The organism is Lactonifactor longoviformis (assembly GCF_042848515.1).
Classification (GTDB): domain Bacteria; phylum Bacillota; class Clostridia; order Lachnospirales; family Lachnospiraceae; genus Lactonifactor; species Lactonifactor longoviformis.
The window spans coordinates 3,483,907-3,499,116 of sequence record NZ_AP031453.1; the positions used below are offsets into that span (position 1 = coordinate 3,483,907).

The 15,210-nt window shown below is 45.7% G+C and carries 12 protein-coding genes; 2 read left to right on the forward strand and 10 right to left on the reverse strand.

The annotated features are described in order from the left end of the window. Positions 1-23: 23 nt before the first annotated feature. The 3 genes from ACGHCT_RS15870 to ACGHCT_RS15880 form a co-directional block, all read right to left on the reverse strand. On the reverse strand, positions 24-2,312 hold the full coding sequence (locus tag ACGHCT_RS15870; protein WP_072848376.1) for a vitamin B12-dependent ribonucleotide reductase: 2,289 nt from the start codon (positions 2,310-2,312) through the stop codon (positions 24-26). Positions 2,313-2,464: 152 nt separating this feature from the next. Beyond that, a complete protein-coding gene (locus ACGHCT_RS15875) occupies positions 2,465-4,627 on the reverse strand; it encodes a diguanylate cyclase (RefSeq protein ID WP_072848377.1) in 2,163 nt (720 codons plus the stop codon). Between the two features lie 17 nt (positions 4,628-4,644). Further along, entirely contained in the window at positions 4,645-4,998 is a 354-nt protein-coding gene (locus ACGHCT_RS15880; protein WP_390436763.1) for an Hpt domain-containing protein, read from the reverse strand. 180 nt (positions 4,999-5,178) lie between these two features. Here ACGHCT_RS15880 and ACGHCT_RS15885 point away from each other — a divergent pair, with 180 nt between their 5' ends. Next, on the forward strand, positions 5,179-5,676 hold the full coding sequence (locus tag ACGHCT_RS15885; protein ID WP_390436765.1) for a GNAT family N-acetyltransferase: 498 nt from the start codon (positions 5,179-5,181) through the stop codon (positions 5,674-5,676). A 792-nt stretch (positions 5,677-6,468) separates the two neighbouring features. Here ACGHCT_RS15885 and ACGHCT_RS15890 read toward each other — a convergent pair. The 7 genes from ACGHCT_RS15890 to dapF all read right to left on the reverse strand — a co-directional run bounded on the left by ACGHCT_RS15890 (position 6,469) and on the right by dapF (position 14,213). Beyond that, positions 6,469-7,242: an EcsC family protein gene (locus ACGHCT_RS15890; protein ID WP_390436767.1), complete on the reverse strand. Its 774-nt coding sequence runs from the start codon at positions 7,240-7,242 to the stop codon at positions 6,469-6,471. 293 nt (positions 7,243-7,535) lie between these two features. Beyond that, entirely contained in the window at positions 7,536-8,858 is a 1,323-nt protein-coding gene (locus tag ACGHCT_RS15895) for an aspartate kinase (RefSeq protein ID WP_390436769.1), read from the reverse strand. Positions 8,859-8,954: 96 nt separating this feature from the next. Continuing rightward, positions 8,955-9,716: an arginase family protein gene (locus ACGHCT_RS15900; RefSeq protein WP_072848386.1), complete on the reverse strand. Its 762-nt coding sequence runs from the start codon at positions 9,714-9,716 to the stop codon at positions 8,955-8,957. A 7-nt stretch (positions 9,717-9,723) separates the two neighbouring features. Beyond that, positions 9,724-11,583 (reverse strand): ATP-dependent endonuclease, encoded by a 1,860-nt coding sequence (locus ACGHCT_RS15905; protein WP_390436771.1) that lies wholly within the window; start codon positions 11,581-11,583, stop codon positions 9,724-9,726. A 71-nt stretch (positions 11,584-11,654) separates the two neighbouring features. Further along, the gene (locus tag ACGHCT_RS15910; protein WP_072848389.1) at positions 11,655-12,815 is read right to left on the reverse strand and encodes an aminotransferase class I/II-fold pyridoxal phosphate-dependent enzyme; all 1,161 of its coding nucleotides are present in this window, start codon (positions 12,813-12,815) and stop codon (positions 11,655-11,657) included. Next, positions 12,812-13,306 carry an Lrp/AsnC family transcriptional regulator gene (locus ACGHCT_RS15915; RefSeq protein ID WP_154259366.1) on the reverse strand — a complete coding sequence of 165 codons (495 nt, stop codon included), beginning with the start codon at positions 13,304-13,306 and terminating at the stop codon, positions 12,812-12,814. The genes ACGHCT_RS15910 and ACGHCT_RS15915 overlap by 4 nt, the downstream gene beginning before the upstream one ends. A gap of 46 nt (positions 13,307-13,352) precedes the next feature. Next, complete coding sequence (gene dapF, locus ACGHCT_RS15920) at positions 13,353-14,213, reverse strand: diaminopimelate epimerase (RefSeq protein WP_154259364.1); 861 nt, start codon at positions 14,211-14,213, stop codon at positions 13,353-13,355. A 118-nt stretch (positions 14,214-14,331) separates the two neighbouring features. Between dapF and ACGHCT_RS15925 the strand changes: the two genes are divergently transcribed. Next, the gene (locus ACGHCT_RS15925) at positions 14,332-15,165 is read left to right on the forward strand and encodes an AraC family transcriptional regulator (RefSeq protein WP_154259362.1); all 834 of its coding nucleotides are present in this window, start codon (positions 14,332-14,334) and stop codon (positions 15,163-15,165) included. The last annotated feature ends 45 nt before the right edge of the window (positions 15,166-15,210 follow it).

Sequence of the window (15,210 nt, forward strand, 5' to 3'; positions counted from 1 at the left end):
TTCTAGAGTTTCTGCCGCTGTGATCACCCGCATTTGCTGTATCCGCACTGGCGGCAGATGACGCAGCCTCCCTCATGCTCTAAGGATGCACCGCATTCCGGACAAAAATGCATATTTCCAGGGACTTCACCGGGTTCAGGAATCAGAGGATCTGCTGCCTTGCGCACTGTGCCTTTTCCGTCCTTTTCCGTCTTTACCACGATTTTGCTGGCAGGCGGTGCCCAGCGTCCTAACTTCACCTGCTCATTATAGACTTTTTCGATTACCCGTGCGATGGCATCCGGGCAGGAAGTACATTTTAACTTGGGCTGCCGGATCGTGGAAGGACAACGGATTCCCCGAAGCTGATTTACGATAGACTTTACATCAATACCGCTGCGCAGGGATATGGAAACCAGACGGGCGGTCGCCTCACTCTGGCTGGGGCAGCCTCCGGCTTTCCCGGTGTTGGTAAACACCTCACAGATTCCCTCATCGTCATAGTTTACAGTGATATAGAGATTGCCGCATCCGATCTGAACCTTTTCCGTAATCCCGGAGACAACCGCCGGGCGCAGCCGGGGAACTACTCTTCCTGCTATCTCTTCCTCTTCCCCGTCCTTTTTCACCTTGCCGATATTCAGTACCTGCTCATTGCGGCTGCCGTCTCTGTAGATCGTAACGCCTTTGCAGTCCAGCTTAAAGGCCTGGGTATAGACCTCTGCCACATCCTCTCTCGTGGCATAATTGCTGAAATTAACGGTTTTGGACACGGCATTATCCGTATATTTCTGGAAAGCAGCCTGCATGCGTACGTGATAGGAGGGGCTGATGTCATGGGTGGACACAAAGACTCTCCGCAGATCCTCAGGAAGCTCTTCTATATGGGCCACCGTACCTTCCTTTGCAATCTTCCGCATTAACTCTTCCGAATATAATCCTCTTCTCTCCAGTTCCTTTTTTAAGATGGGATTGACTTCCAGCAATTCTGTCCCATCCATTATATTTCTTATAAATACATAGCCGAAGATAGGCTCTACCCCGGACGAACAACCGGCAATGATGGAGAGCGTCCCTGTGGGAGCTATGGTTGTAATCGTCCCATTTCTCTGGGGCATGTCCTGGGGAAGGATACTTTCCTCAAAGAGCGGGAAAGCTCCCCGCTGTTCTGCCAGCTTCCGGCTGGCCTCACGGCCGCTTTCCGTGATACATTTCATTACCTTTTCTCCCAGTTCTACTGCTGCCTCCGAATTATACGGGATTCCCATCATCAGCAGGCAGTCTGCCCACCCCATAACGCCAAGCCCGATCTTTCTTGTCTGTTTTGTGGTGTAATCGATCTGTTCCAGAGGATATTTGTTCACATCAATCACGTTATCCAGGAAATGAACTGCCATTTTCACAGTATTTTTCAGCTTTTCCCAGTCAAATACATAGCCTGTTCTGCTCTCCTTCAGCATCTTTGTCAGGTTAACTGACCCGAGATTACAGCTCTCGTGGGGAAGCAGGGGCTGTTCTCCGCAGGGATTGGTCGATTCAATCTCCCCCTGCTTCGGAACTACATTGTCCCTGTTCAGGCGATCCAGGAAAATAATACCCGGCTCTCCGTTTCTCCATGCGGCATCCACAATCTTGTCAAATACCTTTCTGGCTCTGTATTTGCCGGCCACGGTACCGGTATGCGGCTCGATCAGACTGTACTCCCCGTCTGTCTCCACTGCCTGCATAAACGCCTCTGTGAGTCCTACAGAGATATTAAAATTCGTAATTTCTTTATTATCAGCTTTACAGTCAATAAATTTCAGGATGTCCGGGTGGTCAATTCTAAGAATCCCCATATTGGCACCCCTTCTGGATCCGCCCTGTTTTACCGCTTCTGTTGCCATATTAAATACCCGCATAAAGCTTATGGGACCGCTGGCCACCCCTCCTGTGGAATTGACCGTACTTCCCTCCGGACGAAGTCTGGAAAAGGAAAAGCCTGTCCCGCCTCCGCTCTTATGGATCAAAGCCGCCTGTTTGATCGCTTCAAAGATAGAGTCCATACTGTCCTCCACCGGAAGAACAAAGCAGGCAGACAGCTGCCCCAGAGGACGTCCTGCATTCATAAGGGTAGGGGAATTAGGCAAAAACTCCAGTTCCGTCATCATATGATAAAAGGCTGCCGCCGTGGCATCTACATCTGCATTTTCATCGTGGAGAAGATCTCCCCGGGCAATGGCATTGGCCACACGGTGGAACATTCCATCCACAGTTTCCATTGCCTCACCATTTTCATCTTTCATCAAATAGCGTTTTTCCAGTACCATTCTGGCATTCTTTGATATCTCCATTCATTTCCTCCTTTTCCGTGAAAAAGAACCGCTGCAGCTTTTTGCCTGTAGGCCTTTGACTGCAACAGTCCTTCTCTATGTTTCGTTCTGACATACCATATATTGTAGCATAGCTTCTAAAAATGTCAATACCTGGTAGTTTATGTCTGATATTATTTTAATGCCTGCACCATCTGTTCCAGGCGTTCGTCATACTCATCCATACCCGACAAAAGGGAGCGGAAGGGTTTGCTGCCGCAGGCCTCATCGTAGATTTGGAATCCATTTTTTCCCATGCGCTTTGACATATAGAGTGCCTGATCCGCTTTATGGAGCAGAACATCATAGGTGTCTCCGTCCTCAGGATAGCGGGAGGCTCCGATACTCACAGACACATGACAGCCGTCCACATTCTGCCTCAGACTTTCGCACATCTGCTCCAGCTTTCTCTCCAGGGCTTCTCTCGCAGAAATTTCCCTGAAAAATACGATAAACTCGTCCCCGCCGATTCGTCCTATATAGTCTGTTTCCCTGAGTATGCTCCTCAGGACTCCAGCCACCCGCTTGAGAACCTCATCTCCGAACATATGACCGTAGCTGTCATTTACTGTCTTGAAATTATCCAGATCAATGAACCCGATAGCCCCCGCATGAATCTGCCTGGTTCTCAGAAGATGGGATACTTTCTTCTGCATTGCCTGCCTGTTTAAAATCCCGGTGAGCGGATCACTGTCGGCGGCCTTCTGCAGCTGCAGGTTCCTCTTTTTCTGCTTCTGGATATTTATCAGTTTTCCCATATAGCCGATACACACCCTCTCAAAGCCAGTATCCCAGATAGGATAGAGATATACCTCATACCATTCATAGCCCTTTTCTTCCAGATCAATCTGCATCTCCAGCCTGCAGTCCGGCTTATCTTCTGATATTTCTTTTATCTTTTCATAAAGTCTGGGAATATCTTCCTTCAGAATCAGCTGCTCTTTGGCGCTTCCCCTCCAGAAATTCTCAAAGCCGGCATCCCGCCCGGTCAGCACCTGGTACTGATCCGAAAATATTAGTTTGTCTGACTTGATATTATACTCAAATAAAATCTCTCCGGAAAGCTCAGAAAGAATTCTGTATTTCTGCCTCTCTAATTCCAGCAGGCGAAGAGTTCGGGTTGACAGCTCATACTCGTTGTCCTGGTGGCTGTCCTGCTCCGGTATAATGATACCGCTGTCCTCAGCTGTCAGATTCTTTTCCTCTGACTCCCTGCGTATTCCCTCCTCAAACTTGGATACCACTTTGAGAAAGCAGTCCAGCATAAGGGGGTTGAACACTCCGCATTCCCCATCCTTTATCATCTGAATCGCCTTCTTGGAGGGATAGGCATCTTTGTACACCCGTTTGCTGGTCAGAGCATCATACACGTCTACGATAGACACTGCCTGGGCCCAGATGGGAATCTCATCTCCCTTCAGTCCGTCAGGGTAGCCGTTTCCGTCCCATCTCTCATGGTGATAGCGGCAAATGTCATAACAGTAGTCATAGTAGGCCAGACTCTGCACCGTAGCCAGCTTTTCTAAAATCTCACACCCTTTCAGGGTATGTGTTTTCATTATCTCGAACTCTTCTTTTGTCAGCTTGCCCGGTTTGTTTAATATCTGATCGGGAATTGCTATTTTACCGATGTCATGCATGGCTGCTGCTTCGGAAATACTTTCTATCTTTTCTTCATTCAGGGCATACTGCCTGTGTCTGCGGGAGAACTCTTTCAGAAGGATCTTGGTAAGTGTACGTATATTATAGATATGCTGCACCGACTCTGTGTTTTTAAACTCGATCACGGCACTGAGGGTATCAATCATCTGGGCGCTGTTTTCTCTGAGCTTCTTGGACTGACGCCTGAGAATCTCTGTCTGTTCTTCTACCAGCCGCTCCAGTTTCTGCTTATAGGTATACTGTTCAATGATGTTGTGGATACGCTGGCGGATGATATTGGGGTTAAATGGCTTAGAGATGATATCGGTAGCCCCCATCTCATATCCCTTCTGCATTACGCCGTCGGATGTCTCTACAGTAATCATAATTACCGGGATCCGTCCAATCCAGCCCTTCTGGCTCATCTTATCCAAAACACCGAACCCATCCAAAATAGGCATCACAATATCCAGAAGAACTACCTGTATGCTGTCGCTCTGTTCTTCCAGCACATCAATAGCCTCCTGGCCGTTTTCGGCCTCCAGCACTTCATATTCTTTGCAGAATAATTCACACAATATTGCCCGATTCAGTTCCAAGTCATCCACGATGAGAATCCTGGGTTTCCCTCTATGTAATTTCTCATCTGCAGTCATGCTTGACACCTCCTCTTTTACCCTTGTATCTGACGAATACAGGCCATTACTGTCTCATATTCTTTCTTTGCCTGCTCAAAATAAGGGGGGATTTTCTCATACCGTTCTTCTCTGACTGCCGTTACTATGCCGGCGCACTCCTGGCTCAGCTTGTCAAATCCTAAATTAGCTCCTACACCTTTTAAGGTGTGAGCCTGCATGAGAATCTTTTCATAATCTTTTTCTTCTATTCCTTTTGTAAGCTCGCAAAATGTGGTATCGTCTACAAATTTACATAAAAACTTTTTTAACAACGCCTCGTTGTTTGAAAATCTTCGTAAAGTAGTTTCATATGGAAAACCTGCAGCTTCCATTATTTCTTTTATTTCCATATTTTTAATATCCTTTCCGGGCTTTTTTCTCCCTGCTGAAAAAATAATTTCATTTTTTACTATTTTACTCTTCTTTCAATCAAAAGTAAAGCACATGTGGAGTTTGGCAATTTCCTTGTAAAAGTTTTGGTTTCATTTTATAATAAATACAATTTTATGTACCATAAGGAGGCATACTACATGAAACGATTACACATTGAACCCGCAGTTACTGACGCCCAGATTCTGACCATCGCCGGCCTTGCCAAAGAAATATGGCAGCAGCACTTTACCCCTATCATAGGCGCTGAACAGGTTGCATATATGCTGGAACGTTTCCAGTCCTACTCGGCTCTCAAGGAACAGTTAGGAGAGGGATATGAATACTTTCTTCTCAGCCTGGAAGGTACTCCCATCGGGTATTCAGGAATTCACCAGGAGGACAAAACGCTGTTTCTCAGCAAGATTTACATAAAGGAAGCGCACCGGGGCAACGGCTACAGCTCCCAAGTGATTGATTTTTATTCTTCTTTGTGCAGAGAGCGGGGGCTCTCCCTCATCTGGCTGACGTGCAATAAAAACAATACAAATTCCATCGGAGCTTATGAGCATATGGGATTCCGGAAAACAAGAACGCAGGTGGCGGATATTGGGAATGGGTTTGTGATGGATGATTATATAATGGAAAAGAAATTATAGTTTTTTGTATGTGAAGTTCGAGGTTATGTAGTCGGCGAGCGCATCGCAGACGGACGGTCAAGTGAGGAGGTCTTGGGGCCATGGTAAGGGAGGGTACTGCTCCTATCTGCTTGCTGCTGCGTTTCTCCTTAGCTAACTGCCTGGCCGTTCACTAAGAAGCTCAGGAGAGCCTTCGCTCCTAAGTGACCGCCGGCAGTGGATCTTCGGACGCACTCCGCAGTCTGCGCAGATAGGAGCAGTACCCTCCCTTACCATGGCCCCAAGACCTCCTCACTTGACCTGGCAGAGACTCACTTCACATTCACGGAAAACGGGTGGGGAAGGTCGAGAGTGGTACACTTTTCCTCTTGTTTCGCATTATTGTTCCCATTATGTAGCTCTACCCCTGGAACTCTCCCATACCCAAGTGAGAGGAATCCCTCGGCGGCGGGCGGGCTGGTTCGGGCGGGAGGAAGGCTTAAGTTCCGCGGACGGTTCCGCAGGAGTGAGTAGAGAGTCTTAGGCAAAACCGGGATTCACGCTGGAGATTTTTTCGGCAGTCAGGGCCGAAAAAAGTGAGCATGGGCAGAGAATGCACATCAAGCATTCTTTGCACATACGAACGGTGCTCCGGCGGGGATTCCGGTTTTGTCTTAGACTCTCTTCGCGACGGAGGTGTCCCCGGAACTTAAGCCTTCCTCCTGTCCGAACCAGCCAGCCCGCTGCCCCGGGATTTCTCTTGCCGTCCCCATGTCCTCCACACCTGCCGTCTTGAATACTCCTGAGCCGATGTCCAAGCGATTGCATTAAATCTCAATTTTTCGACAACAAATACCGCTTCCGGTACTTCAATTTCACATACCTCATCACCCGGTTAAAATAGGACACATTAACGGCTCCGCCCAGCACTCCTACAATAGGTATACCCTGAATAAACTTCATACAAAGCATATCTTCTGCCATGGCATCTGCTGTCTGCCGCATCTGTTCTTCCACCAGATAAGGAACAGCGATCCCCTGGCTTAAATACTCAGTAATCTCATTTACCTTATCGTCCAGTGTTCGCTGTGTTTCCTCGTGGGCAAGCGCTGCCTCTATCATCAGAAGAATATAATATTTCTCTTCCTCTTTTTCGTAGGAGAATCCATAGCTTATAGCCACTTCATAGATTCCCTTCAGAAGCACACCTATGAACACAGGAATATCAGCCAATCCGATTCCAAGCACCCCCATAACAGTCCCCTCCAAAGCTGTCAGTCCCAGATTAGACATACTGCTCCTGGAGGAAACTTTATTCAGCTGTTTGATTACTCTTTTCTGATCTCTCTCATATGTATAATCCTCTGCTTCATATTCCAGCATTCGCTTTTCTTTGTTATATGTTTTTTCAATCCATCCCGTCCCTTTAGAAAAGACAAGGCGGAACCCTTTATAGAAAGCAGTTTCCAGCTTAACTCTAACCCCTTCCGGAATCTTATTTTCTAACTTTTCCGAGACTGCCCGGACGGTCCCCTTTTTGTTCTTGTCCAGTAATTTCTTCTCTTTTTTGCCAATCTTTTTCAACTGGCTTCTCAAAACATTATCCATAATATTCTCCCCTTATAACGATACAGGCACATCTTCATGTGCCGCCTTCAGCAATGCTAAACCGGCCCCTTTTCCGGTTTAGAATACCCAATTATCATAACATATATTATTCTTGACAGCTGTTAATTTTTCATGAAACATTGGCGGGAATATTTAAAGAAAATTTATATGTTTTGCAATACATTAGAGGAATATAATGAAAAAGGGACAGGGCAAGATGAATTAGGGACAGGCTGGATCGATTTTGGGACGTGTTCTTTGTAGAAAGAACACGTCCCCTTTTTATCCCTCTTTTAGATCTGAGTCATAATAAAAATATCGTATATTGCCTTTATTGCAGTTTCAAAGTCGCTGTCTTTTACACCTATAATGATATTCAGTTCACTGGACCCCTGGTCAATCATTTTTACGTTTATATTGGCATGTGCCAGAGCAGAGAAGATTCTTCCGGCTGTTCCTCTGGTGGCGCGCATTCCCCGGCCTACTACAGCGACTAGGGCCAGATCGGACTCCATCTCTACTACATCGGGCTGTACGGCTCTGTGGATACCCGCTATTACCTGCTGTTCTTTTTCTTCGAACTCACTTTGGTGTACGAATACTGTCATGGTATCAATTCCGGACGGCACATGTTCGAAGGAAATCCCCTGTTCTTCGAATACCTGAAGAACTTTGCGCCCAAACCCAATCTCCGCATTCATCATGGATTTCTCAATGTAAATGGAACAGAACCCTTTCTTGCCGGCCACTCCTGTAATGGTGTATTTGGGTTTTCTGCAAGTGCTTTCTACGATAAAGGTTCCCTTATCTTCAGGTGCATTGGTATTTCTGATATTGATAGGGATTCCTTCTTTTCTTACAGGGAAGATAGCATCTTCATGCAGCACGGTTGCTCCCATATAAGAAAGCTCCCGAAGCTCTCTGTATGTGATGGTCTCAATTACCTGAGGATCTTTAATAATCCTTGGGTCTGCCACTAAAAATCCTGAGACATCAGTCCAGTTTTCATACAGGTCTGCCTTGATGGCCTTTGCCACGATGGATCCTGTTACATCGGATCCCCCTCTGGAAAAGGTGTGAACTACACCATCCTCTGTGGCACCATAAAATCCCGGGATTACAGCAGTTTTTACATTTTCCAGGCGTGCGGAAAGTATCTCGTCGGTTCTGTCCGCTTCAAAGCTTCCATTTTCGTCAAAGATAATTACTTCTGCCGCATCTATAAATTCATACCCCAAATAGGCAGCCATAATCTTACCGTTGAGGAATTCTCCTCTGGAAGCTGCATACTGCTCTCCCGCACCATTTTTAAATGATTGCTCGATTACCGAAAATTCTTCTTCCAGTGACAGAGAAAGTCCAAGACCATCGATGATCTCCTGGTACCTCTCCTGGATACATCTCAGCAGGTTTTTAAATTCCTTTCTCTTCTCTGCAGCTGCCTGATAGCACTCATACAGCATATCCGTAACCTTAATATCATCAGTAAATCTTTTGCCGGGTGCAGAGGGGATCACGTACCGTCTTGACTCGTCGGCACGAATAATATCCCCCACCTTCTGAAACTGTTCTGCACTTGCCAAAGAGCTCCCGCCGAATTTTACTACTTTCTTCATTGCTGCTTTTCCTCCCGATTGTATGATTCCATTACAACATAATACATAATATTATCGTTAAATTTTAAAAAAGTCCAGAAAAAATTGTCTTTTTTACTAGGAAAATGTCTTTTCCTCTATCATATCCAGGATTTTTTCGTTTGCCTGGTTATTCTTGCTGTTATCTGCTTCGAAGCGTTCCAGCATTCCCAGATAGTCTGCACTCTCTCCGCACACGTCAATACCCAGAACCCTGTGATTTCTGCAGATTTTTCCGTAAACCTCGTTCAGCTGCTTTAAGGTCAGTCCGCCCTGATCCCAGTTGGTAGCAGCCTCCCCTGTGTCTATTACGTCTTTATCAATAGAAATATATACCGGATAATGAATATGCTGCTCCGCAAATTCCTCCCATTCACTGCTTTCCTCCACTGTCTGCCTGCTATATGCTGTAATCCGTTTGCGGTATACAGGATCAATGGCCTCGAGCTGCCTTTTTTCCATTCCAATCATAATCACTTCCCGCAGATACTTGTGCTCCTCCAGCGTTCTTCTGACCCAGCAGCCGCAGGATAATAACTCTTCAAAGAGCGGCGGCTGCATATCTGTATGATGGTCAAAAAGAACCAGGGAAAAAGGTTCTCTGATATATTCCAGCAGCAGATAAGTCACATAATGATAATTGCCGGAGTCAATAAAATGAATTCTGGAATGGGGTCTTTGTCTGAGCCGTTTTCTCAGCACAGCCATGGCATGGCTGTCACAGTAGCCATTTACCCCTGATACATCTGTAAGATCGATCCAGATATACTTCTCCTTCCGGTAAAAATCCTGTTCCTCATAAACATGATCAAAATTTAATACTGTTATGGGTTCTCCCATTTATTTCTCATTCTCCCTTTTTTCTGCTGTCAAAATAAACAAACCTGTCTACCGCATCCAGAATGTCCTGAAACTCTTCCCTGGGTGCAAGATCAATATACTTTTTGAGAATCTCCCGTTCCTGATCCTTATATCTGCCATAAAAAATATCAAAAAGATTGTGGCCCCGCAGGTAAATTTTCACGTCCTCCATATGGCTTTTCAGTTCTTCCTTGGATTCCAGTTTCTTCCCCAGCACTTCTGTCAGATGCTGTCCGCTCCGTATTCTCCAGAGGTAATCCTGCCATTTTCCAAAGAGGATGCGGTAAAACTCTTCCGGGGATTCGATCACTCCCAACTGTGCCATAATCTCCGGATTCAGGAAATAGTTCTCAAAGGAATAGTATTTTAAAATGAGTACATTTCTCCTGGTTACCTTGGGAAGCTTATCAATGTCCTCCAGGCTGCGCTCATCGTAATATCGGCAGAGCTGCTTTGCCAGCTGTTCCGGATCCTTCCCGTCCCCGTCCCTTATCATAAGAAACTGGTCCCTCATATATATCTGATTCATATACTTCAGATTTGCATAAGTTTTGATATTTGTACAGCTATTGGTCGTAATGATAGCAATCCGGGAAAGCTTTCCCTTCTTGTCATAAATTTCGGAATAATATTTTTCCAAAAGCAGCGGCAGACGAGTTTTATCCTGTCTTCCCTCTACTATAAATACAAAGCTTACATTCATTAAATCGCTGGCTGAATATCCCAGATCATCCAGAATAGCATTTATATTCGTCTTTTTCCTGGCAACAGAATATTCATCCTCCCCCAATACAATCTGACGAATCTGCCTGCTGTTAAAATTAAAAATCAGATTCGGGGAGTGGGTAGAAAAAATCACCTGATTCTTTTTTGACAGCCGATACAAAATCTCACTGGAAACCTTCTGCAGCTTGGGGTGGAGAAAAATCTCAGGGTCTTCTATCATGATAATACTCGGGATTAGATTTCCCTGTTCCACGTAAGCCTCCAGAAGAGACAGCATGTAGATACTTTTCATGCCTTTGCTCAAATGCTCGATAGGCTGTCTTCTGTTTCTGACGCTGTGATACGTTTCTACCGTAACCTGAAACATATGATCCGGGCTGCATTCCATCGTATAACAGATTTCTTCGGAAGATCCACTGTTTCTGCGGAAATTCCGGTTCACCTTCCTGGAAAAATCGCTGAGGTTCATATGATACATCTTGTACTCCAGAAGCTTTGAAGTCTCAAACACATCCAGCTCCCGGGGCGTCTTCTTCTCAATCAGCCCGATGCAGGAAAAACAGTGCTGGCACTGCTTGCCCTCGTGGAACATACAGCTGCCGGACCGCATTCTGCCGAGAAGTTCATTTTCCTGAAACATCAGCAGATCGTCCTGTATCTCTTTGACCTCCCGCTGTATGTCAATAAAATATATTTTTGGAAAAACCTCCCGAATATGGGAGTTATTCTTTTTAATCCCATCGTGATACCGTATTTTTCCCTCATAATTGGCTGAAAACTCAAAGAACAGCTTACCCTCTTTATAGGAGGGCAGCTTCTGGCAAAAGTCCTTCTCCCACAGCTCATAGCGTTTATACTGGCTGACCATCCCAAGGCTGTGAAGAAGACGCAAATCCTGGGGAGAAAAACCTAACGTAACCTGAATCTCTATATTCTGGCGCTTTTCATTAAAATCTTCTTTTTTTATCTCATACACTCCGCCCACTGCACGGATCGCATCCAGGACAGAAGTCTTTCCCGTATTATTTTTCCCCACAAGAATCAGGGCATTTTCAATTCCCTCTATTCGCATCTCACGGATAGATTTAAAATTCCGAATCACAAGGCTCTCAATCTGCATAATCTGCTCCTTTTCTGGAACAACACGTAACTACGGCAAAAGGACGGAGAGTATGTCCCCGCCCTGTATTCTCAGGCTAACCTGGAGATAAAGCTTTCAATCTTGTCAAATGCAGTCTTCAATTCTTCAATAGAATACGCATAAGAAATCCGGATAAACCCTTCACCGCATTCCCCGAACGCAGTCCCGGGGATTACAGCCACCTTTTCCTCTGAAAGCAATCGGTTGGCAAATTCTTCTGAAGTCATGCCGAACCTGGATATATTGGGGAAAATATAGAATGCCCCATACGGTTCAAAGCAGGGAATATTCATCTGCGCTAACCGGTGCATCAGATATCTCCGCCTTTCATTGTAAGACTGGCGCATTAAAAGCACATCCTCATCCCCGTATCTCAGTGCTCTGACAGCTGCATACTGGCTGTTTGTTGGAGCTGACATTATGGCGAACTGGTGAAGCTTGATCATCTGCTTCATAATCTCACCAGGTGCCAGGGCATAACCAAGTCTCCATCCTGTCATGGCATAGGCTTTTGAGAATCCATTGATCAGAATCGTTCTCTCCCGCATTCCCGGAAGACCTGCTATACTCACATGGGGATCTCTGTACGTCAGTTCACTGTAGATTTCATCTGATATTACAGCCAAATCATGTTTCATAATCAGCGGCACCAGTGCTTCCAGATCTTCTTTCTCCATAATCGCCCCCGTAGGATTGTTAGGAAAGGATAAAAGAAGTGCCTTCGTTTTTGGGGTAATGGCCGCCTCCAGCTCTTCCGGCTTCAAACGGAACTGGTTTTCCTCCTTCAGGGAGATCGTTACCGGCACTCCGTCGGCCAGCTGTACACAGGGTACATAGGATACAAAGGCCGGCTCCGGAATAATCACCTCATCCCCTGGCTCCAGTATAGTACGGAAGGCAATATCAATGGCCTCGCTCCCCCCTACGGTAACAAAAACCTCACTGAAAGGATCGTAGCTAAGTCCCTGTTTTCTCTTTATATATCTGCATATTTCTTCCCTGAGCTCCTTGAGACCGGCGTTGGAGGTATAAAAGGTTCTGCCGGCTTTCAGGGAACGGATACCCTCCTCCCGGATATGCCAGGGCGTATCAAAATCAGGCTCCCCCACCCCAAGGGAAATGGCATCCGGCATTTCGCTGACCAAATCAAAAAACTTTCGGATACCTGAGGGTTTCATCTGTTTTACTTTATCAGTCACAAACCGGCTCATGGAGTGATCACCATTCTTCCGTCCTGTTTTTTCTTGATCAGGTTAACTCCCTGCTCCTTATATTTTGTCAGCGTAAAATAAGTAGCCGTGCTTTGCACTTCATCCATAGACGCAAGATTTTCTGATACAAACATGGAGATTTCCTTTATGGTTTTCCCCTTCAGCTCTACCAGAAAATCGTAAGCCCCTGACATAAGATATAAAGTTTCCACTTGGGGATACTGGTAAATCTGCTCCGCGATTTTATTATAGCCATCTCCCCCCTGAGGAGTTACCTTCAGTTCTACCAGTGCAGTTACCAGTTCCTCCTCTTCCTTGTTCCAGTTAATCAGCGTATGGTAGCCGCATATAACCTGCTCATTCTCCAGTTCTCTGATAATCTTCTGTACCTCGTCTGCCGGCCTGCCTGCCATCACGCCGATCTCCTCAGCGCTCAGACGGGCATTCCTCTCCAACAGCCGCAGAATCTCTTTTCTCAATTCTATATCCATATTCTGTCTCCTCATCTCTGCTCACACGGTCCGGTTTACTGTCTTTTTACTCCAGCACTCTAAGCTTAGCCAAAAATTCATATCCCAGGGTAGTAGTCCCCACATACCCCACATCTCCGGTCATAAGAACTTCGCCATCCTCTTCGATTTCTACCTGAAGTTCTCCTCCTGGCATATGAACGGTCATCTTATTGCTGGCAAGGCCCAGGCGGTATGCCACACCTGCCGCCGCACAGCTGCCGCTGCCTGATGCCAGTGTGTAACCGGCGCCCCTCTCGTGAATTTCTATGGCTATATTGTATTCATCTATAGGCTTCATGATCAGCGTATTCATCCTGTTCGGAAAACAGGGGGCGTCCTCGGAAAACTTTCCAATAGAACAGACCTTTTCCCTTGAGATTTCATCCATGGGAATGACACAGTGGGGAATTCCTATAGAAACACAAGTGGTCTTATAGGTCTTTCCTCCAAACTCCATCTCCTCATTGATGACTTCCCGCCTGGGTCCTGTGACAGGAATCTCATCACTGAAAAAATTGAGTTTTCCCATAGATGCCCGAAGCCGGCTGCCGTTCTCATTGAGATAGGTCACTTCCACAGGCCCTCTGTCTGTGTGGAGAACAAAATGTTTTTTCTGAACATAGTCATTATCCTTGAGATAACGGGCAAAGATTCGGATTCCGTTTCCGCTCTCCTCTGCCATGCTCCCGTCCGGATTATATATTTTCACATGTATGCCGTCTTCCTCAAAATAAGGCCCCACCAAAATTCCGTCAGAACCCACCCCAAAATGCCTGTCACAAATCATCCTGGCCCGCTTAGGTGTCAGCTCATAAGTGTTTTTAATACAGTCGTACACCAGATAGTCATTCCCCAAACCGTGATATTTTTTAAATGTAACTGCCATAATTCATACCTCCCTATTCTCTCTTTTCCTATCATAGCAAGCATTATTTGATCACAAAATCGAAATGGTGCTTTTTATATTGCAAATTATGCTGTATAATACAAAAGAGGTGTCTACTATGAGTATATACGAGAAACGTGGGTATTTAAATAGTGAATTTCAGCTTTTTCACCTGACAGATGCCCCCATGACAGAATTTGAATTCCATTACCATGATTTTGATAAAATAGTTCTTTTTATCAGTGGTAAGGTAAATTATATGATCGAGGGAAAAACATATGAACTAAAGCCCTATGATATCGTATTCGTCAACCACAATGCCATTCATCGTCCGGAGATAGATGTGACAGTGCCATATGAACGGATTATCGTCTATATCTCTCCTAATTTTATTAAAGATTACCGTACCGGCGACTACGATCTCAGCTACTGCTTTCAAAAGGCACAAACGGAGAATTCCAATGTCCTGCGCATGCATACCCTGGGCAAAACGACTCTTTTTGATTCCGTTGTGGCGCTGGAGCAATCATTCTCTGATTCCGCCTACGCCAGCAGCTTGTACCGCCAGCTGCTTTTTCTGGAGTTCATGATACATTTGAACCGTGCCGCCCTCAGCAATGACCTGGAATACCTGAATACCAGCACCTGCAATTCCAAAATCATGGACCTGCTGGCTTACATTAACGAACATCTGGCAGAAGATCTCTCCATTGATCACCTGGCTCAAACCTTTTATATCAGCCGCTATCACATGATGCGGCTTTTTAAAGAAGAGATGGGGTATACCATTGGGAATTATATTTCATACAAACGGCTGTCTCTTGCCAAAGAATTGATAGAGAAGGGGATGCCTGTAACACAGGCCTGCTTAGACTGCGGGTTTAAAGATTACTCCACATTTTCCAGGGCCTATAAAAAGAGGTTTGGGCATTCGGTGACCGGGGATAGATAATGGAAGAGTGTATGTAAAGTTCGAGGTAAAATAGTTGCCAGCGGA